At 69.8% G+C, this 19,116-nt stretch carries 15 protein-coding genes; 7 read left to right on the top strand and 8 right to left on the bottom strand.

All coding sequences use genetic code 11. From position 1 onward, the window contains the following. Positions 1-13: 13 nt before the first annotated feature. Entirely contained in the window at positions 14-1,060 is a 1,047-nt protein-coding gene (locus ACTJJP_RS07140) for an ABC transporter substrate-binding protein (protein ID WP_440774329.1), read from the top strand. A gap of 109 nt (positions 1,061-1,169) precedes the next feature. Here ACTJJP_RS07140 and ACTJJP_RS07135 read toward each other — a convergent pair whose 3' ends face one another. After that, entirely contained in the window at positions 1,170-1,844 is a 675-nt protein-coding gene (locus ACTJJP_RS07135) for a fasciclin domain-containing protein (RefSeq protein ID WP_440774328.1), read from the bottom strand. A gap of 322 nt (positions 1,845-2,166) precedes the next feature. Here ACTJJP_RS07135 and sigK point away from each other — a divergent pair, with 322 nt between their 5' ends. The 4 genes from sigK to ACTJJP_RS07115 all read left to right on the top strand — a co-directional run bounded on the left by sigK (position 2,167) and on the right by ACTJJP_RS07115 (position 5,512). Then, positions 2,167-2,757, top strand: a complete 591-nt coding sequence (gene sigK, locus ACTJJP_RS07130; protein WP_440774327.1) for an ECF RNA polymerase sigma factor SigK — start codon at positions 2,167-2,169, stop codon at positions 2,755-2,757. After that, entirely contained in the window at positions 2,754-3,563 is an 810-nt protein-coding gene (locus ACTJJP_RS07125) for an anti-sigma factor (RefSeq protein WP_440774326.1), read from the top strand. Before sigK ends, ACTJJP_RS07125 begins: the two co-directional genes overlap by 4 nt. A gap of 60 nt (positions 3,564-3,623) precedes the next feature. Then, on the top strand, positions 3,624-4,262 hold the full coding sequence (locus tag ACTJJP_RS07120; protein WP_440774325.1) for a DNA-directed RNA polymerase subunit beta: 639 nt from the start codon (positions 3,624-3,626) through the stop codon (positions 4,260-4,262). A 365-nt stretch (positions 4,263-4,627) separates the two neighbouring features. Next, positions 4,628-5,512 (top strand): aminodeoxychorismate lyase, encoded by an 885-nt coding sequence (locus ACTJJP_RS07115; RefSeq protein WP_440774324.1) that lies wholly within the window; start codon positions 4,628-4,630, stop codon positions 5,510-5,512. Positions 5,513-5,636: 124 nt separating this feature from the next. Here ACTJJP_RS07115 and pstB read toward each other — a convergent pair whose 3' ends face one another. The 4 genes from pstB to ACTJJP_RS07095 all read right to left on the bottom strand — a co-directional run bounded on the left by pstB (position 5,637) and on the right by ACTJJP_RS07095 (position 9,816). After that, entirely contained in the window at positions 5,637-6,416 is a 780-nt protein-coding gene (gene pstB, locus ACTJJP_RS07110) for a phosphate ABC transporter ATP-binding protein PstB (protein ID WP_440774323.1), read from the bottom strand. Positions 6,417-6,434: 18 nt separating this feature from the next. Beyond that, positions 6,435-7,517 (bottom strand): phosphate ABC transporter permease PstA, encoded by a 1,083-nt coding sequence (gene pstA / locus ACTJJP_RS07105; RefSeq protein WP_440774322.1) that lies wholly within the window; start codon positions 7,515-7,517, stop codon positions 6,435-6,437. Then, a complete protein-coding gene (gene pstC / locus ACTJJP_RS07100; RefSeq protein WP_440774321.1) occupies positions 7,514-8,533 on the bottom strand; it encodes a phosphate ABC transporter permease subunit PstC in 1,020 nt (339 codons plus the stop codon). Before pstC ends, pstA begins: the two co-directional genes overlap by 4 nt. A gap of 155 nt (positions 8,534-8,688) precedes the next feature. Further along, positions 8,689-9,816, bottom strand: coding sequence for a PstS family phosphate ABC transporter substrate-binding protein (locus ACTJJP_RS07095; RefSeq protein WP_440774320.1), 1,128 nt, complete (start codon positions 9,814-9,816; stop codon positions 8,689-8,691). Between the two features lie 159 nt (positions 9,817-9,975). Here ACTJJP_RS07095 and ACTJJP_RS07090 point away from each other — a divergent pair, with 159 nt between their 5' ends. Both ACTJJP_RS07090 and ACTJJP_RS07085 read left to right on the top strand, forming a co-directional pair. Then, a complete protein-coding gene (locus tag ACTJJP_RS07090; RefSeq protein ID WP_440774319.1) occupies positions 9,976-13,914 on the top strand; it encodes a Pls/PosA family non-ribosomal peptide synthetase in 3,939 nt (1,312 codons plus the stop codon). Beyond that, positions 13,911-15,209, top strand: a complete 1,299-nt coding sequence (locus ACTJJP_RS07085; protein ID WP_440774318.1) for a M1 family metallopeptidase — start codon at positions 13,911-13,913, stop codon at positions 15,207-15,209. The genes ACTJJP_RS07090 and ACTJJP_RS07085 overlap by 4 nt, the downstream gene beginning before the upstream one ends. A gap of 229 nt (positions 15,210-15,438) precedes the next feature. Here ACTJJP_RS07085 and ACTJJP_RS07080 read toward each other — a convergent pair whose 3' ends face one another. From ACTJJP_RS07080 to ACTJJP_RS07070, 3 genes are read right to left on the bottom strand one after another with little or no spacing between them, the layout of a single operon-like run. After that, positions 15,439-15,960, bottom strand: coding sequence for a hypothetical protein (locus tag ACTJJP_RS07080; protein WP_440774317.1), 522 nt, complete (start codon positions 15,958-15,960; stop codon positions 15,439-15,441). Further along, positions 15,957-16,895, bottom strand: a complete 939-nt coding sequence (locus ACTJJP_RS07075) for an NUDIX hydrolase (RefSeq protein ID WP_440774316.1) — start codon at positions 16,893-16,895, stop codon at positions 15,957-15,959. Before ACTJJP_RS07075 ends, ACTJJP_RS07080 begins: the two co-directional genes overlap by 4 nt. After that, positions 16,892-19,060 (bottom strand): RNA degradosome polyphosphate kinase, encoded by a 2,169-nt coding sequence (locus tag ACTJJP_RS07070; protein ID WP_440774315.1) that lies wholly within the window; start codon positions 19,058-19,060, stop codon positions 16,892-16,894. Before ACTJJP_RS07070 ends, ACTJJP_RS07075 begins: the two co-directional genes overlap by 4 nt. Positions 19,061-19,116 lie beyond the last annotated feature (56 nt).

Raw genomic sequence — 19,116 nt, 5'->3', positions numbered from 1 at the left:
ATAACCTAAGCGGGTGATCGCGTTTCGTTCTCCGTCTTCCCCCGCCCGTTTCCGTCCGTTCGCCGCCGCCGTCGCAGCGATGACCGTCCTCGCGCTCAGCGGCTGCGCCGGCGCCGCCGCTCCGGCATCCTCCGTCGACGCCGAGGCCGGCGCCTCGGGGGAGTGGGTCGTGTCGCGCGACCTCGAGCCCGGCATGGGCTCGACGGAGCCCGACGGTGTCTTCCCCCGCGAGGTGACGCACTTCGAAGGCGTGACCGAGATCCCCACCCGGCCGTCCCGCATCGCCGTCGTGTCCACCGGTCAGCTCGACGCGCTCCTGACGCTGGGCACGGTGCCGGCGGCCGCCACCCGTGCCGAGAACAGCGGACTGGTGCCGGACTACCTGCTCGACGCCTTCCCCCAGGATGTCGCTGCGCTCGCCTCCATGACCGACATCGGCCAGCGCACCGAGCCCGACCTCGAAGCGGTCGCGCAGGCCGCCCCTGATCTCATCCTCATCAACGCGACGCGGGGTGCGGAACTGTACGACTCCCTGTCGGCGATCGCCCCGACCGTGGTGACGAAGGGCAACGGGGTGAACTGGAAGAGCGACTTCCTGCTCATCGCCGACGCGCTCGGCGACGAGGGCGCCGCTCGCGGCATCCTCGACGCGCTCCATTCCGATAGCGCGGCGTTCGCGCGGACGCACCCCGCGGGTGATCCGACGGTGTCGTTCCTGCAGTCGACGGGCGATCGCACGCGCATCATGGGGGTGCCCTCGTTCGCCGGGGGGATCGCGGAAGACCTCGGACTCGGACGCCCGGCCTCGCAGCAGTTCGACGAGACGTCGCAGGAGATCAGCGCGGAGCAGATCGACCTCGCCGATGCGGATCATGTGTTCTACGCCGGCACCGGCCAGGGCGTCGCGTTCATCGAGGAGGCGCCGCTGTGGCCCACACTCGACGCCGTGGCGGCCGGGCGTACGACGGCCGTCGACTTCGACCCGTGGTTCATGAACGCCGGCCCCACCGCGGCACGCATCGTGCAAGACGAGGTGACACGCGTCGTCGGTGCCGACTGACGCACGAAAAAGAGCGAGAGCCGGACCCCCTCGCCTGGGGTCCGGCTCTCGCCGTCAGTTCCGATCGGTCATCGATCGGTCGATGCGTGATCGCTCACGCGTCGAGGACTTACGCCGGGGGCATCAGCACCGTGTCGATGAGGTACACCGTGGCGTTGGCGGTCTGGACGCCACCGCAGATGACGTTCGAGGTGCCGTTGACCGTGATCGAGTCGCCGGAGCCGGCGACCGTGACGTCCGCACCCTGGACCGTGGTGTGCGTGCCATCGATCTCGTCGGGCGCGATCTGGCCGGGGACGACGTGGTAGGTGAGGATCGACGTGAGCAGGTCGGTGTCGGTCTTCAGCGTCTCGATGGTCGCGGCATCGATCTTCGCGAACGCGTCGTCGACGGGGGCGAAGACGGTGAACTCGCTGCCGTTCAGCGTGTCGACCAGGTTCACGTTGGGGTTCAGCTGCCCGCTGACCGCCGCGGTGAGCGTGGTGAGGAGCGGGTTGTTCGAGGCGGCGACGGCGACCGGGTCAGCGGCCATGCCTGCGACCGAACCGGCACCCGAGGGGACGGTCTCGGCGTAGCCGGCGCAGCCGGGGCCGACGAGGTTGGCGGCCGGGTCCATGGCGGATGCCGAGGCCGACATCGAGGGGGACGCCTCCATCGAGGGGGCGGTGCTCTCCTCGGTGGCCGTGCCACCCGAGGTGGTGCCGCCCGAACATGCGGTGAGAGCGAAGGCCGAGCCCAGAACGAGGGCGAGACCGGCGACGACAGGCTTCTTCTTGGTGAGCATGACATTCCTCCGAAATCGTTCGGATCGCGTCTGCGACCCGTCAGGGACACCCCGGTGCGAGGGGCGGTTCGCCGTGGAGCGGCTTACACATGGTCTTCGGGACCCCCGAGGGAACGGATTGCGGAATGTTCGCGATTCGGTCGTTTGACGGCATCCGCGTACGGAAGAAAACCTGGTCAGAGTCAAATAAATATTCTTTGGAATATTTCGCGGTCCGTTGGAATCCCCGAGGGGGAGGTCGTATGTAACGGTTCGTGCAGACCTTTCGCGTGCTCGCGCGCGCGTACAGGAATCGCCTCGGCGGTACGGAATGATGGATGCCATGGTGATCGACGGTTTCGACCTGCCCGACGAGGGGCTCGAGAAGGTCGATCACATCGGCATCCTGTTGCTGCGTGTCGCCGACGGCGACCGTGCGGCCTTCGCCGAGGTGTACGACTCCCTCGCCTCTCGCGCCTTCGGTCTCATCCGTCGTGTCCTGGTCGACCGGTCGCAGAGCGAAGAGGTGTTGCAGGAGGTCTTCCTCGAGATCTGGCAATCCGCCGCGAAGTTCACTCCGAATAGAGGTCAAGGAAGATCGTGGATACTCACGATCGCGCACCGACGAGCGGTGGACCGCGTGCGGTCATCGCAGTCGAGCGTCGATCGAGACGTGCGAGCGGGCTTCCGGGATATGGATGTCGCTTACGACGACGTATCCGAAAAAGTCGAACTGAAAATGGAGGGGCGGCGCGTCGTCGATGCACTGGCGACGCTTCCCGACGCTCAGAAGGAAGCGCTCACGCTGGCCTACTTCGGTGGGTACAGCCAAAGTGAGATCGCAACCCTCGTCGGGGCACCGCTCGGTACGGTAAAGACCAGGATGCGCGACGGTTTGTCGCGTCTGAGGATGGAGATGGGGGTGGACAAGTGAACGAGAGGGACTTCGCCGACCTCGCCGTCGGACATGCGCTGAATGCGCTATCCGAGGCAGATGAACGCGCGTACCAGGAGGCTCTCGCGGGTAATCCGCACTGGGACCACCACGTGCGTGGAGCGGCCGACACGGTCGCCCTCCTCAGCGCCTCCGTCGAACCGGTCGAGCCACCGCCCGCGGTGCGAGCGTCGTTGTTCGCCCGTATCTCCGAACTCCCCCAGGAGTCAGCGGGTCCGCAGACGGGACCGACCTCCGCCGACGAAGAGGATTTCGCCGCCGTGGGCACCGCTCCGGCGGCGCCCGTGCGTGAGCCCGTCGCCCTCCGCGCGTCCGGCCGGACGGGCTGGGGAATGAAGCGGTGGTTCGCTCTCGCCGCGTCGTTCGCCGCCGTGCTGGTGCTCGGCTTCGGAGCGGTGACCGTGAGTCAGTTCTTCGCGCCTCCCGCGGCCGTCGTCGCCCTCGAGCAGATCCAGGATGCCCCCGACGCGCAGTCGGCGTCTGCGACGATGTCCGACGGGACCGTCGCCACGGCGCACTGGTCGCCCTCGACGGGCCAGAGCGTGCTGGTGGCCGACGGAATGCCCGAGCTCGCCGACGGCACGACGTACGAGCTGTGGTTCGTCCGCGACCAGACCCCGATCGCGGCGGGGACGTTCGAACCCGACGCCGACGGCAAAGCCACCGCTGTCCTGCAGGGCGAGATGCATGCCGGTGATGTGATCGCGGTCACGATCGAGCCGGCGGGCGGGTCGCCCGATGGCACACCGAGCACCGCGCCGGTCGTCGCCGTCGCCACGGCCTGACGCGATCGTTCGGGGCGGGTCCCGAGCCGGGTGCGTCGGGCGAACGCATAGCCTGGACGGATGAGCGATTCTTCTCGCGAATTCCACAAGCCGGTGCGGCGCCCGGCCGAGCTGTTCGACCGTCTCTTCGCGGCCGACGACCCCGCCGAGGTGTCGCGTGTGGCCCACAGCACGGCTCACGCCCTCATGTCTCGCGTGCGCGCTGATCCCGCGGCCGACATCGTCGAGCGTCTCGTGGCCTTCACCGACGATCACGGCATCGACGACATCGCCGAGTTGTGGTCGCGTTCGCCGGCCCGCTCCCTTCCGGGCGCGCTGTGGCGGCTGTACCTCCTGCAGCTCATGATCCACGACGACGCGGCGACCGCGGCGCTGCTCTACGAGCGCGGTCGGGTGGAGATCGCGACCGTGGATGCCGTCGTGGCGGGCGCTCCGGCACCTGCCGGGCCCGAGGAGCTGATGCACCTCATCGACACGATCCTCCGGGGACTGTTCGAGGGAGACTTCGCGGTCGCGCTCGATCGTGCGGCAGCCTTCTGCCGCGTGCAGGCAGCGGGTTCCACCCACCTCGCCGACGACTACGAGATCACCGAGTCGGAGCGTGCGAGCGCCCTGACCACGCGGGCCCTGCGCCTGGCGACCTACGCCGAAGACCTGTCGGCGTGCGCGGCGCTCTGGCGTCGCGACGCGCTGACCTGAGCCGGCGCGGCATCCGGGGCCGGGTCACCGCACCAGACGACGCCAGCTCCCGGTACTCTCCACGGTTCGCGGATCCGGCGCTCGACCCGCCCGACGACGGACGAGGAGCAAGAAGGTGCCGGACCGCAGAACGCCTCTCGGCGCATGGCCGCTCAGAGCGGCAAAAGATGGAGCCCGGGGTTACTGCGGCCCGGCTAGAAGAGTGTAACAAGAGCGAGCCCGAGTCATTCCCATCCGCGGCCCCGTTGACACGTGCCGGGCGCGTCGGCTCCCGAGCGCGATCGACGGTTCGGGGCGCGACGACCCCGCCCCGTACCGCCGAATCCGCCCCGAGCCGTGTCGGAGCAGCCGCGTAGGCTCGTTGCATGGCCTTGCGCTCCGCTCTCCGCATCGACCCCGTGGCATCCGTCAATCGGAGGGCGACCTTCGCCGACACGTTCCGCGTGATCGATCCGTCCACTCCCGCTCTTCCGGTCGGAGAACTCAGCGCCCAGCGCGGTGACGGCGTCTTCGAGTCGCTCGGCGTCGTCGACGCCCACCCGCAGGAGGTCGAGCCCCACCTCGAGCGCCTCGCCCATTCGGCCCGGCTGTGCGATCTGCCCGCGCCGAACCTCGCGCAGTGGCGAGAGGCGATCGTGAGGGTGGCCCGCGGGGCGGGGCGGGGCGAGAACGTGATGAAGCTCCTTCTGAGCCGTGGGGTCGAGGGAACGGACGCGCCGACCGCGTGGATCACCCTCGCCGACGCACCCGACAACACCGCGGCCCGCACCGACGGTGTGCGCGTGGCGACCCTCGACCGCGGCTATGCGCTCGACGTGCCCGCCCGCGCGCCGTGGCTTCTCCTGGGCGCCAAGACCCTGTCGTACGCGACGAACATGGCCGCCATCCGCGAGGCCAAGCGTCGCGGGGCCGATGACGCCGTCTTCGTCAGCAGCGACGGCTTCGTGCTCGAGGCGCCCACGGCATCCGTGATCCTGCGGGTCGGGGACCGCTTCGTCACGCCCGCGCCGAGCACCGGCATCCTGCACGGAACCACCCAGCTGAGCCTGTTCGCACACCTCGAACAGCGGGGGTTCGCCACGGACTACGCCGCGGTTTCGGTCACCGAGCTGGCGGAGGCGGATGCCGCGTGGCTGCTGTCGAGCGTGCGTCTCGCGGCCCCGGTCTCGTCGGTGGACGGGCAGGCCCTCCCGGTCGACAGCGCCTTCACCGACGAGCTGAACGCCTATCTGCTCAGTCCACGCGACTGAGCCGGCCCGCACCGCGGCCAGGGGGCGCCGGATCGTGCCCCCGGGCGCGAGGCGATGCCGGGGCTCGGTATCCGCAAACCACGAAAGCCCCGCCGGAGCGGGGCTTTCGCGCGGAGACGGATGCTTATCCGAAGCGGCCCGACACGTAGTCCTCGGTGGCCTGCACCGTCGGCGACGTGAAGATCGTCGAGGTGTCGTTGTACTCGATGAGTTTGCCGGGCTTGCCGGTGCCGGCGATGTTGAAGAACGCCGTCTTGTCGCTCACGCGCGACGCCTGCTGCATGTTGTGCGTGACGATGACGATCGTGTAGTCGTTCTTGAGCTCGGAGATCAGCTCTTCGATCGCAAAGGTCGAGATCGGGTCGAGGGCCGAGCAGGGCTCGTCCATCAGCAGCACATCGGGCGAGACGGCGATCGCGCGAGCGATGCACAGACGCTGCTGCTGACCGCCCGAGAGGCCTCCGCCGGGCTTGTCGAGACGGTCCTTGACCTCGTTCCAGAGGTTGGCGCCCTGGAGCGACTTCTCGACGAGAGCATCGGCGTCGCTCTTGGACATGCGCTTGTCGTTGAGCTTCGCGCCGGCAAGCACGTTCTCGCGGATCGACATGGTCGGGAAGGGGTTCGGGCGCTGGAAGACCATGCCGACGTGACGACGCACGAGCACGGGGTCGACACCGGGACCGTACAGGTCGTCGCCGTCGATGAGCACGCGACCCTTCACGTGACCGCCGGGGATGACCTCGTGCATGCGGTTCAGCGTCCGCAGGAACGTGGACTTGCCGCAGCCCGAGGGGCCGATGAACGCGGTGACCGAACGAGGCTGGATGTCGATCGAGACGCCCTCGACCGCGAGGAATTCGCTGTAGTAGACGTTGAGGTCCTGGACCTCGATGCTCTTGGACACGAAGGTGCCTTTCTGGGCTCAGCGCGCCTTGGGCGCGAACACCGCCGCCACGATACGGGCGATCAGGTTGAAGATGACGACGAGGATGACCAGCAGGAATGCCGCACCCCAGGCGTTCGCCTGCGATGCGTCGATGTCCTGGCCGGGGAAGCTGTACGCGGTGTACGCCATGACGGGGAGGGTCTGCATCGGGCCCTCGAACGGGTTCGCGTTGAAGTTGTCGGTGAAGCTCGCCGCGATGAAGATCGGTGCGGTCTCACCCACGACGCGGGCCACGGCCAGCACGACACCGGTGATGATGCCGGAGGCCGCCGTCCGCAGCACGACCTTGATGATCGTCGCCGAACGGGGCACGCCCAGCGCGAGGGATGCCTCACGCAGGTCGGCCGGCACGAGGCGCAGCATCTCCTCGGTCGAGCGGATCACGATCGGGATCATCAGGACGCACAGGGCGATGGATGCCGAGAACCCGCTGAACGCCTTGGGGCCGACGACCAGGCTGAACAGCGAGAACGCGAACAGACCGGCGACGATCGAGGGGATACCCGTCATGACGTCGACCAGGAAGGTGATGGTCCGGCGGAGCGGGTTGCTCGGCTGGGCGTACTCCACGAGGTACACCGCCGCGAGGACGCCGACCGGGACCGAGATGAGCGCGGCGATCCCCGTGATGATCAGCGTTCCCGCGACGGCCTGCCACGCACCCGCGGTCGCGACGACCTCGAGGGTGTTCGGATCGAACGCGGTCCCGCCCACCTGCGTGATGAACTGCAGGTTGACCACCGCGAGGCCCTTGGAGACCACGGTGAACAGCGTGGAGACGAGCGGTGCCAACGCCAGCAGGAAGGCCGCCGTGACCAGACCGCGCACGACGCGGTCGACGGCCTTGCGGCGGTTCTCGACGATCGAGGAGCCGACGCCGATGGCGATCAGATAGATCACCGCCGTCAGGATCAACCACGCCGCGAGGTTGAAGCCGCCCATGAGCAGCTGCACGCCGGCGATGACGACCGCCACGCCCGCCAGCATCGCGGGCTCGATGTAACGGGGGAGCTGCCCGCTGGTGAGGGCCAGGGGAGCGGAGGGAGTGGTGACGGTCATGAGCGCTTGCCCTTCTTGCGGCCCTTGGCGCCGGGGCCCGTCGCGCCGATGATGTAGCGGGCGAGCATGTTCACCGCGAGCGACACCACGAACAGCATCAGACCGGTGCCGATGAGCGCGGAGCGCTGCAGGTCGGTGGCGATGGGGAAGTTCAGTGCGATGTTGGCGGCGATGGTCTGCGAGTTGTAGCCGTCGGTGAGCAGCAGCACCGAGTAGATCAGGCTGGGCGAGATGATCAGCGCGATGGCCATCGTCTCGCCGAGCGCGCGGCCGAGCCCGAGGAGCGTGGCCGAGACCATGCCGCTGCGGGCGTAGGGGAACACCGACAGGCGGATCATCTCCCACCGCGTCGCGCCGAGGGCCAGGGCCGCCTCCTCGTGCAGGCGAGGGGTCTGGAGGAAGATCTCGCGGGTGATCGAGGTGACGATCGGGAGGATCATCACCGCCAGCACGACGCCACCGGTGAGCATGGTGGAACCGGTGGACGAGACCGGCCCGTTGAAGAGCGGGATCCACCCGAGGTACTGGTTGAGGAACTCGCCGACCGGGAGCAGCAGCGGGCGCATGACGATGATGCCCCAGAGGCCGAAGACGATGGAGGGGACCGCCGCCAGGAGGTCGACGATGTAGCCGAGCGCTCCGGCGATGCGGCGGGGCGCGTAGTGCGAGATGAACAGCGCGATGCCGATGGCCACGGGGGTTCCGATGACCATGGCGATGAACGCGGCCCAGATGCTGCCGAACAGCAGCGGGCCCACGTACTCCCAGAAGTTGGTCCACGACCCGTTCTGGTATCCGGCGAGGTCTCCCTCGCTCCAGTTCGCCGTGATGGCAGGCAGGCCGCGGATGATCAGGAAGATCGCCACACCCGCGAGGATGATCATGATCGAGACGGCGGCGGTGGTCGACAGGCCCAGGAAGACGGTGTCACCGACCCGGCGCTTGCCCACGATGCTGGCGCGGGGTGGGGTAGGTGAGACCGGCGAGGTCTCTTTCTCGGCGACGGTGTCAGTCACGGGGGACCTCACGCTCGGCACGGGTCATGGGTGCTCCTCGGTCGGGTGGCTCTGTGAGGATTCGGCTCAGCGGAGCGTTCGACGTGGTCGACCGTTCCGATCAGCCCGGCCCGACCCGCACGAGAGTGCGAGCCGGGCCGAGTCCGAAGAGATGTTTACTTGATGGCCGCGAGCGTCTCGGAGGCAGCCTCGAGCACCGAGTCGGGCAGCGGCGCGGAGCCGGCGTTCTTGGCCGCGACCTGCTGGCCGAGCGTGCTGGTGACGAAGCCGAGGTACGACTTCACGAGCTCGGCCTGAGCGGCGTCCTTGAACGTCGAGCAGGTGATCGCGTACGACACGAGCGGGATCGGGTAGGAGTCGGCGGTCAGCTTCGAGTAGTCGAACTTCTTCGACAGGTCGCCCTCGACGCCGTTGCTGGCGTCGACCGCAGCGGCCTCGAACGTCGCGGTGACGGCCTCGGCGCTGTAGGGGACCGCGGTGCCGTCGGTGACGATCGCGGCGGCGTTCAGGTCGCCGATGGCGGAATGGTCGGCGTAGCCGATGGTGCCGGAGCCGGCCTTGACGGCCTCGACGACGCCCGAGCCGCCCTTCTGCTTCGAGACGTTGCCCTCGATCGGCCAGTCCTTGCCCGCGGGAGCGGTCCAGACCGACGACTGGGTGGCCGCGAGGTAGTTGGTCAGGTTCTGGGTGGTGCCCGAGCCGTCCGAACGCGCGACGGTGGTGATGGTGCCGGCGGGGAGCGCCGTGCCGTTGTCGGCGGTGATGGCCGGGTCGGACCAGTCGGTGATCTGCAGGGCGAAGATCTTCGCGATCGTCTCGCCCGAGAGCTTCAGGTCGGTGACGCCGGGAATGTTGAAGATGATGGCGACGCCGTCGAGGTACACGGGGATGTTGACGCCGCCCTCGGTGCACAGGGCTGCGGACTGCGCGGTCTGGTCGGCGTTGAGGGGGGCGTCGGAGCCGGCGAAGTCGTAGGCGCCGCTGAGGAAGTTCGTGACGCCACCGCCGGAGCCCTGCGACTTGTCGTAGTTGATGGTGACGCCCTTGGCCTGGGCGTTGTAGGCGCTGGTCCACGCGGCCTGCGCGTTGGACTGGGCGCTCGAGCCACCGGCGGTGATGGTGCCGGAGAGGTTGGGGTCGACCGTGAACGCCACGTCGGCGGAGGAGGGGGACTCCGAGGTGCCGGCGGCGGGAGTGGAGCTGGAGGGGCCGGCGCAACCGGCGAGCGTCAGGGAGGCCACGGCGGCCAGGGTGCCCAGCTGGGCGATTCGGGAGATCTTCACGGGGTGAATCCTTCGCATGTCGGGAACAGGAACCCGGTGCAGGGTTCGCCGTGAACGGTAAACAGTCACTCTTAAGAGACTGCGTTGCGGGGGTGAACGGGAGGTGAACCGGTGCGGCCTTTCCGGGGTGTTTCCCCGGGCGTTGTACTGTTCACCCCCGTGACGACCCTCGCTTCCACACCGCAGGCTCCGCTCGATCGGACGACGGCCGCCCCTCTCGCGCGCACCCTCATCGACATCCTCGCCGACGTCGCCGCGCGGCATCCGGAAGCATCCGCCATCGACGACGGCTCGGGCGCTCTCAGCTACCGCGAACTGCTCGCGCGGGTGTGGCGGACGGCGGCGGCCCTGCACGAGGCGGGCGTCCGCCGAGGGGACCGGGTCGGTGTGCGCATGCCCTCGGGCTCGAAGGAGCTCTACGTCTCGATCCTCGCGGTGATGGCGGCCGGTGCCGCCTACGTTCCCGTCGACGCCGACGATCCCGACGACCGCGCCCGCCTCGTGTTCGGCGAGGCGGGCGTCCGCGGCATCGTCGCGGGGGAGGGCGAGTTCGTCGCGCAGGATGCCGACCTCGTACGCCTCTACGACGGCGACGCCCCCCACCCGAGCACCAACGCGGTGCCCATCGTCGCCCCGCCCACTGTCGACGACGACGCGTGGATCATCTTCACCTCCGGCTCCACCGGCGTTCCCAAGGGCGTCGCGGTCTCGCACCGCTCGGCGGCGGCGTTCGTCGAAGCCGAGGCCCGCATCTTCCTCCAGCAGGAGCCGCTCGGCCCCGGCGACCGCGTGCTCGCCGGTCTGTCGGTGGCGTTCGACGCCTCGTGCGAGGAGATGTGGCTCGCGTGGGGTCACGGCGCGTGCCTCGTGCCCGCGCCGCGCTCGCTCGTCCGCTCGGGTGAGGATCTCGCGCCGTGGCTGCTGCGTCAGGGCATCACGGTGGTGTCGACCGTGCCGACGTTGGCCGCGATGTGGCCGGCGGACTCGATCGAGAACGTGCGGCTGCTGATCTTCGGCGGCGAGGCGTGCCCGCCCGAGCTCGCCGCCCGTCTCGTCGCCGACGGACGCGAGGTGTGGAACACCTACGGCCCCACCGAAGCGACCGTCGTCGCCTGCGCCGCCCCGCTCGACGGATCCCTGCCCGTGCGCATCGGCCTGCCGCTCGACGGGTGGGCGCTCGCCGTCGTGGACGCCGAGGGACTCCCTGTCGCCGAGGGGCAGGTGGGTGAGCTGATCATCGGCGGAGTCGGTCTCGCTCGATACCTGGACCCGGCGAAGGACGCCGAGAAGTACGCACCCATGCCGACGCTCGGCTGGGACCGGGCCTACCGCTCCGGCGACCTCGTGCGCTTCGAACCCGAGGGACTGGTGTTCCAGGGCCGCGCCGACGACCAGGTCAAGGTCGGCGGCCGGCGCATCGAACTGGGCGAGGTCGAGTCGGCGCTGCAGGACCTCCCGGGCGTCAGCGCGGCCACGGTGGCCGTGCGCACCACCGACGCGGGGGTGCCGGTGCTCGTCGGCTACCTGGTGATGGACGAGGGCGTCGAGCTCGACCGGGGTGCGGCCCGCGCTCTGCTCTCCGAGCGGCTCCCCGCGGCGACCATCCCCCTCCTCGGCGTCGTCGACGCCCTGCCCGTCCGCACCTCGGGCAAGGTCGACCGTGCCGCTCTGCCGTGGCCGCTGCCGGGCGTCGAGGCGCCCGCGGCCACCGACTTCTCCGCCGACGAGAGCTGGCTCGCCGAGCAGTGGCAGGCGGTTCTGGGTCTTGCCGTGACCGATCGCAAGACCGACTTCTTCGACCTCGGCGGGGGTTCGCTCGCCGCCGCGCAGCTCGTCTCGCGCATCCGCACGCGGGTACCGGAGTTCTCGGTGGCCGACATCTACGACGTGCCGCGGCTGGGCGCGATGGCCAAGGCACTGGGTCCGCAACTCGCCGACGAGGCGCCCGCGGAGTTCCACCGTGCGGCGCCCACGCCCCGCTCGACGCAGTGGGCGCAGACGCTCCTCGGCGCCCCCCTGTTCATCCTCTCCGGGGTGCGTTGGCTGCTGTACCTGTTGACGGCCTCCGCGATCCTGCAGCTCGTCCCGGGCTTCGACGTGCTGCCGAGCGTGCCCTGGCCCGCGCTCGTCGGCGGCCTGCTGGTGTTCGCGACCCCGTTCGGACGCATGGCGATCGCCGTGGCATCCGCTCGTCTTCTGCTGGCGGACGTGCGACCGGGCGACTACCCCCGCGGGGGATGGGTGCACATCCGGTTGTGGCTGGCCGAGCAGATCGCCGCTCAGGTGGATGCCGTGGGTCTGGCCGGCGCCCCCTGGGTGTCCTACTACGCGCGGGCGCTGGGCGCGCGGATCGGTCGCAACGTCGACCTGCACGCCCTGCCGCCCGTCACGGGAATGCTGGAGGTCGGCGACGGTGCGTCGATCGAGCCGGAGGTCGACCTGACGGGGTACTGGATCGACGGTGACCTCGTGCGCATCGGCCAGGTCCGGATCGGGGCGGATGCCACGGTGGGTGCGCGCTCGACGCTCGCCCCCGGCGCCCGTATCGGCCGTCGCGCCGAGATCGCCCCCGGCTCGGCGGTCTTCGGTCGTGTCAAGGCCGACCAGTCGTGGGCGGGCTCTCCCGCCGTCCGCGTGGGCGGCACGGCGAAGGGCTGGCCGACCGAGCGTCCGCCGGCACCGACGCGGTGGGTGTGGGCCTACGCCGTCTCCGCGGTCGTTCTCGCCCTGCTCCCGCTGGCCGCGTTCACCGCGGGGGGACTCGTCATCGCGTTCGGGATGCGCGGGGCCGACGACCTCGGCCAGGCGACCGCCGCCGCGTTCGCGTGGCTCGTCCCCGCGGTCGCCCTCACGGGCCTGGTGTTCGCGGCATCCGTCGTCCTGCTCGTCCGCCTGCTCTCGATCGGTCTGCCCGAGGGCACGTTCCCGGTGCGCAGCCGGGTCGCCTGGCAGGCATGGAGCATCGAACGACTCCTGGATGCCGCCCGCACGATCCTCTTCCCGCTCTACTCGTCGCTGTTCACCCCCGTCTGGCTGCGGATGCTGGGCGCGCGCGTCGGCCGCGACGTCGAGGCGTCCACCGTCCTGCTCATCCCCTCGATGGCGCGCATCGAAGACGGGGCGTTCCTCGCCGACGACACCATGGTCGCCTCTTACGAATTGCGCGCGGGCTGGCTGCGCGTCGGGCAGGTGCGCATCGGAAAGCGCGCGTTCCTCGGCAACTCCGGCATGGCCGCCCCCGGCCACCGCGTGCCTCGCGATGGGCTCGTCGCCGTGCTGTCGGCGGCTCCGCCCAAGGCCAAGGCCGGATCGTCGTGGCTCGGGTCGCCGGCGGTGCGCCTGCGGCGACTGTCCGCCGGGGGCGACGACTCCCGCACCTACAACCCCGGACCGGGCCTCCGCCTCGCCCGCACGCTCTGGGAACTCTGCCGTTTCGTGCCGGTCGTGGTGACCTGCGGCATCGGCCTGGGCGTGCTGTTCACGCTCGCAGCGCTGTGGGAGAGCGCGGGCCCGCTGTGGACGCTGCTGCTGTCGGGCGTCGTCCTGTTGGCCGCCGGAGCGGTCGCGGCAGGGGTGTCGACCGTCGCGAAGTGGGCGATCGTCGGCGTCATCCGGGCGGGCGAGCAGCCGCTGTGGTCGAGCTTCGTGTGGCGCACCGAGGTGTCGGACACGTTCACCGAGATGGTCGCCGCACCCTGGTTCGCCCGTGCGGCGTCGGGGACGCCGGCGCTCGCCGTGTGGCTGCGGACCCTGGGGGCCAAGATCGGCCGGGGCGTGTGGTGCGACAGTTATTGGCTGCCCGAACCCGACCTGGTCACTTTGGGCGATGCGTCAACCGTCAATCGCGGATGCGTCGTTCAGACGCATCTGTTCCATGATCGAATCATGAGCATGGACACCGTCGAGCTGGAATCCGGGGCCACCCTGGGCCCGCACAGCGTGGTGCTGCCGGCATCCACGCTCGGGGCGCACGCCACCGTGGGTCCCGCCTCGCTCGTCATGCGCGGCGAGACCGTTCCGGTCGGGTCGCGCTGGAGCGGGAACCCCATCGGACCCTGGCGTGCGGTGAAGGTGCGCGCCTACCAGTCGACGACGTGAGCGGGACGGATCCGTACGCCCCGCAGAGCGGTGACGCGTCGTACGGTGTGCGCTCCTACGACCTCGCGCTCGGCTACCGCGTGCGCACCAACCGTCTCGAGGGGACGGCGACCATCGTGGCCGTGGCGCGTGCGCCGCTGACCTCGTTCGCCCTCGATCTGGTGGGGCTGCGCACGTCGCGCGTCCGCGTCGACGGGGCCGTGGCTCGCTTCGCCGCGGGTCCGCGCGTGCTGCGCGTGACGCCCCCGCGGCCGCTCGCCGCGGGCGACGTGTTCGAGGTCGAGGTGGTGTACGCGGGTGCGCCGGCCCCACGACGCTCGCGCTGGGGCGCGGTCGGGTGGGAGGAGCTGACCGACGGCGCGCTGGTGGCGGGCCAGCCGATCGGTGCGCCGACCTGGTTCCCGTGCAACGACCGGCCCGACGATCGTGCCCGGATGCGGATGGAGATCACCGTCGACGACGGGTATACGGTCGCCGCGACCGGCGTCGCCGGAGCGACCACGCGACGCGGCGGGCGCACGACGACGACGTTCACCTCCGACGTGCCGACCGCGACGTATCTCGCCGCCGTCCACGTCGGGCGCTATCGCACGCGTCCGCTCGCCGGCGGAGGAGTGGATGCCGTTCCGCCGATCAGCGTCACCGCACCTCCGTCTCTGAGCGCCGCGGTCGATCGCGCCTTCGCCGCGGTGCCCGAGATGCTGCGCGTGTTCGACCGGTTCTTCGGGCCCTATCCGCAGGACTCCTGTTCGCTGGTCGTGACGGCCGATGAGCTGGAGATCCCGCTCGAGGCGCAAGGGCTCGCCGTCTTCGGCATGAACCACCTCGTCCCGGCCGCGCAGCGGCTGGTGGCGCACGAGCTGGCACACCAGTGGTTCGGCAACAGCGTCGGCATCGCGCGCTGGCGCGACATCTGGCTCAACGAGGGGTTCGCCTGTTACGCCGAGTGGCTGTGGTCGGACGCCTCGGGCGGTGTGCCGGTCGAGACCTGCGTCGCCGACCACTACGCCCGTCTCGCCGCCAAACCGCGCGATCTGCTGCTGGTCGACCCCGGACCCGACGACATGTTCGACGACCGCGTCTACAAGCGCGGAGCACTCACGCTCCACGCCCTGCGGCGGACGCTGGGCGACCGGGCGTTCTTCGATCTGGTGCGCTCGTGGACGTCGCAGCATCGGCACGGGTTGGTCGCGACCGCCGACTTCCGCGTCGCCGTCGAGAGCGCGGGCGGACCGGATGCCGCTGCGGTGCTGTCGCGCTGGATCGATTCCGAAGCTCTGCCGTCGCGCCCCTGATCCGCGCGGGATTCCGTGCGGGTCACCCGCTCCAGCTGCGAATCCGGTGAATGACGAAGGACTTCGGGTACGGGCCGGCGGCGGCATCGATCTGCGAAGTCGTCGTCGAGGTCGGCGGCGCGCGGCGGAAGGGGTGGAAGGGCTTCACCCGGCAGGAGCATGCGACATTCGTAGTGGCTCCGCGGGACCGGACGCCGGCCGCCGGGTGCGCACGCCCGACGCGACGGCCTCAGCGTGGCCGGGCGACGGCGAGAGCCGCCACGACTCCCTCGGGGCCCGCGAGATCCCACCCACGCCAGCCGGTCGTTGCCTGCTGGCCACCGGGACGCTCGACGACGTGCGCCGACCACCCATCCGCATCCTCACGCACGCGGACGCGCGCCGGATCCACGGCCAGACCCCGGCCGTCGGCTTTCAACACCGCTTCCGCACGCGCCCAGGCCCGTGCATCCGCCGCACCGGTCAGCACGCGATTCAACTCCCCGGCGTCCGCCGGCACGGCATCGACGCCGAGTCGATCGTGATGACGTGTCACGGCGACGACGGTCCACCCGGGGACGTAGGACACCGACACCGCGGCATCCCTGTCTTCCACTCGTATCCGGCCGTGATCTCCCCCGCAGAGCGGGCATCGCGAGACGAATCGCGCGCCCGGGAGCAGCTCGGCGAGCAGGGCCCGCGACGCATCCCTCCGCGGCTCATCGGGGGGAGCCGCCCGCCACGCGACGTGGATGCCCGGCGGGAGCGTCACGCCCGTGGTTCGTGCGTCTCGATCGCGACGATACCGGCGCCGGGGTGTTCGACCGGCACGTGGGCGACCGAGAACGCGCCCGGTTCCAGGGTGGACGCGCTGCCGAGGTAGGAACCGCTCATCGTTCCGGTCGCGAGGGCGAGCTCGTGCAGAAGGGACGGCAGAACGGGGCTGTGACTGGTCAGGACCACGGGCTTGCGCGCGCGTACGCGCTGGCCGATGACGGCGCGCGCATCGGCGTGGCCCTGTTCCCACGCATCCTGGCTGATGTCGGCCGTCAGCTGCACCCGCTGCCCGACTGCCTGAGCGATCGGGGTCGCGGTTCGCACGCACCGTTCTGCGGGACTCGAGAGCACGCGACGCACCCCGAAGGCCAGCAGAGGTCCGACGATGGCCTGGGCCTGCTTACGGCCGCGCGCGGTGAGCGGGCGATCGGTGTCGATGCCGTCCCATTCCTCGCGCGAGCGCGCCTTGCCGTGGCGCAGCACCACGATCGGGAACGTCGGCAGGGCCTGTTCGTCGACGATGCGGGCGAACTCGTCGAGGATCTCGATGTCGACCGGGTAGCTGAGGTGCTTGCGCGCCTTCTTCATGCTGACCCACTCGATCGCCGCCACCTCTTTGTTGGGGACGAACGACGACGTGCGCACGGCCGCATCGGTGGCCTCGGCCGCCCAGTAGTGCACGATCTTCGTTCGCGAGTTCGGCATCCGATACCGGGAGACGCCCACGGGCACCCCGAGAGCGACACGGATGCCGGTCTCCTCGCGGATCTCGCGGACCGCCGTCTCGGCGAGCGTCTCGCCGGGATCGACCTTGCCCTTGGGCAGGGTCAGGTCGCGGTACTTGGTGCGGTGGATAAGCAGGATACGGAGTTTGCCTTCGACCCGGCGCCACACGACGCCGCCGGCGGCATAGACGGCGGTTTCCGTCATCGTGCCGTCCGGGCGCGGCGCTTGCGCTGGATGCGCGACATCGTGTGCTCCTGCAGGTCGAGCAGGGCCGTTCCGTCGGCGGCGACGCTGTGACGTGTCCACTCGCCCTCCGACCCGAGGTGCCACGAACTCGTGCCGTCGTCCATCGCGAGGTCGAACAACGCGGTGAGCTCGCGCAGCTGGCTCTCGTCGACCACGCGCACGAGCGCCTCGACGCGGCGGTCGAGGTTGCGGTGCATCATGTCGGCGCTGCCGATGAAGATCTGCGGATCGCCGTCGTTCGCGAACGAGAAGATGCGCGAGTGCTCGAGGTAGCGGCCGAGGATGGAGCGCACGATGATGTTCTCGCTCATGCCCGGCACTCCCGGCCTGATCGAGCAGATGCCGCGCACCCACACCTCGACCGGGACCCCCGCCTGGCTGGCGCGGTACAGCGCGTCGATGATCTCTTCATCGACCATCGAGTTCACCTTGATGCGAACGCCGGAGGGTTTGCCCTCGAGCGCGTTGCGACGCTCCTTGTCGATGTGGCGCAGCAGGCCCTTGCGCAGGTGCAGGGGAGCGACGAGCAGGCGCTTGAACTTCTTCTCGATCGCGTAGCCGCTGAGCTCGTTGAACAGCCGGGTGAGGTCGCGACCCACCTGATCGTCCACGGTGAAGAGGCCGAAGTCCTCGTAGATGCGGCTCGTCTTGGGGTTGTAGTTGCCGGTGCCCACGTGGCTGTAGTGGCGCAGTCGCCCCTCTTCTTCACGGATGACGAGGGCGAGCTTGCAATGGGTCTTCAATCCCACGAGGCCGTAGACGACGTGGACACCGGCCTTCTCGAGCTTGCGGGCCCAGACGATGTTGTTCGCCTCGTCGAAGCGCGCCTTGACCTCGACGAGGGCGAGGACCTGCTTGCCGGCTTCGGCGGCGTCGATGAGGGCCTGCACGATGGGGCTGTCGCCCGAGGTGCGGTAGAGGGTCTGCTTGATGGCGAGCACGTGCGGGTCGCGCGCGGCCTGCTCGAGGAAGGCCTGCACGCTCGTCGCGAACGATTCGTACGGGTGGTGCACGAGTACGTCGCTCTTGCGGATCGCGCGGAAGAGGTCGGCACGGCCGTTCTGCTCCGGCGGCTGGAACGGCAGAGCGGTCTTGGGCACGTGCGGCGGGTACCGCAGGTCGGGGCGGTCGATGCGCGAGAGATCGAACAATCCGCGCAGGTCGAGGGCGCCGGGAAGGCGGTAGACCTCCTGCTCGGTGATGTCGAGCTCGCTCAGCAGCAGCGAGCGGGTGACGTCATCCATGTCCTCGGTGATCTCGAGACGGATGGGCGGGCCGAAGCGGCGGCGCAGCAGCTCGGCCTCGAGGGCCTGGATGAGGTTCTCGGTCTCATCCTCCTCGATCGTCATGTCTTCGTTGCGCGTCAGACGGAACGCGTGGTGGTCGAGCACCTCCATGCCCGGGAAGAGGTCTTCGAGGTGGTTGGAGATGAGCTCCTCGAGCGGGAGATACCGCACGCCCGGTCCCTCGCCCTGCACCTCGACGAAGCGCGGCAGCATGGGCGGCACCTTCAGGCGCGCGAACTCCTGACGACCGGTGCGGGCGTTGCGGATGCGGATGGCGAGGTTGAGGGAGAGGCCCGAGATGTAGGGGAAGGGGTGCGCCGGATCGACGGCCAGCGGCATCAGCACGGGGAAGACGTTGCGCTGGAAGTACTCGGTCAGTCGAGCGGCGGTGTCTTCGTCGAGGGAGTCCCACGACACGACCTCGATACCGGCCTCCGCGAGCGCGGGCCGCACCTTCTCGGTCCACGCCGCTGCGTGGCGCAGCTGCAGGCGGTGGGCCTCGGCCGAGATGTCGGCGAGCACGTCGAGAGGTGCCCGCCCGACGTTGGTGGGCACGGCGAGCCCGGTGACGATGCGGCGCTTGAGACCCGCGACACGCACCATGAAGAACTCGTCGAGGTTGCTGGCGAAGATGGCGAGGAAGTTCGCGCGCTCCAGCACGGGAACCGTCGGATCTTCCGCCAACTCGAGGACGCGCTGGTTGAAGGCCAACCAGCTCACCTCCCGGTCGAGGTACCGGTGGTCGGGCAACTGGTCGTCTTCCGCCTCGACGGCCTCGTCGAAGTCGTCGTCGTCGGCGTCGCCGAGCCCCGTATCCAGCACGTCGTGTTCCATCATCCCCACATCATGGCAGGGGTCGGTGACACGCGAGTGAACGGGTGGTACGCGTCGGG

The organism is Microbacterium sp. 22296 (assembly GCF_052045385.1).
Taxonomy (GTDB): domain Bacteria; phylum Actinomycetota; class Actinomycetes; order Actinomycetales; family Microbacteriaceae; genus Microbacterium.
This window is presented reverse-complemented; position numbering and strand designations above follow the sequence as displayed.

What these genes read in the sequence shown, in the direction of transcription:
- ACTJJP_RS07135 (WP_440774328.1), bottom strand. Translation starts at nt 1,844, where the DNA reads ATGCTCACCAAGAAGAAGCCTGTCGTCGCCGGTCTCGCCCTCGTTCTG.
- sigK (WP_440774327.1), top strand. Translation starts at nt 2,167, where the DNA reads ATGGTGATCGACGGTTTCGACCTGCCCGACGAGGGGCTCGAGAAGGTC.
- ACTJJP_RS07120 (WP_440774325.1), top strand. Translation starts at nt 3,624, where the DNA reads ATGAGCGATTCTTCTCGCGAATTCCACAAGCCGGTGCGGCGCCCGGCC.
- ACTJJP_RS07115 (WP_440774324.1), top strand. Translation starts at nt 4,628, where the DNA reads ATGGCCTTGCGCTCCGCTCTCCGCATCGACCCCGTGGCATCCGTCAAT.
- pstA (WP_440774322.1), bottom strand. Translation starts at nt 7,517, where the DNA reads ATGACCGTCACCACTCCCTCCGCTCCCCTGGCCCTCACCAGCGGGCAG.
- ACTJJP_RS07075 (WP_440774316.1), bottom strand. Translation starts at nt 16,895, where the DNA reads ATGACGGAAACCGCCGTCTATGCCGCCGGCGGCGTCGTGTGGCGCCGG.
- ACTJJP_RS07070 (WP_440774315.1), bottom strand. Translation starts at nt 19,060, where the DNA reads ATGATGGAACACGACGTGCTGGATACGGGGCTCGGCGACGCCGACGAC.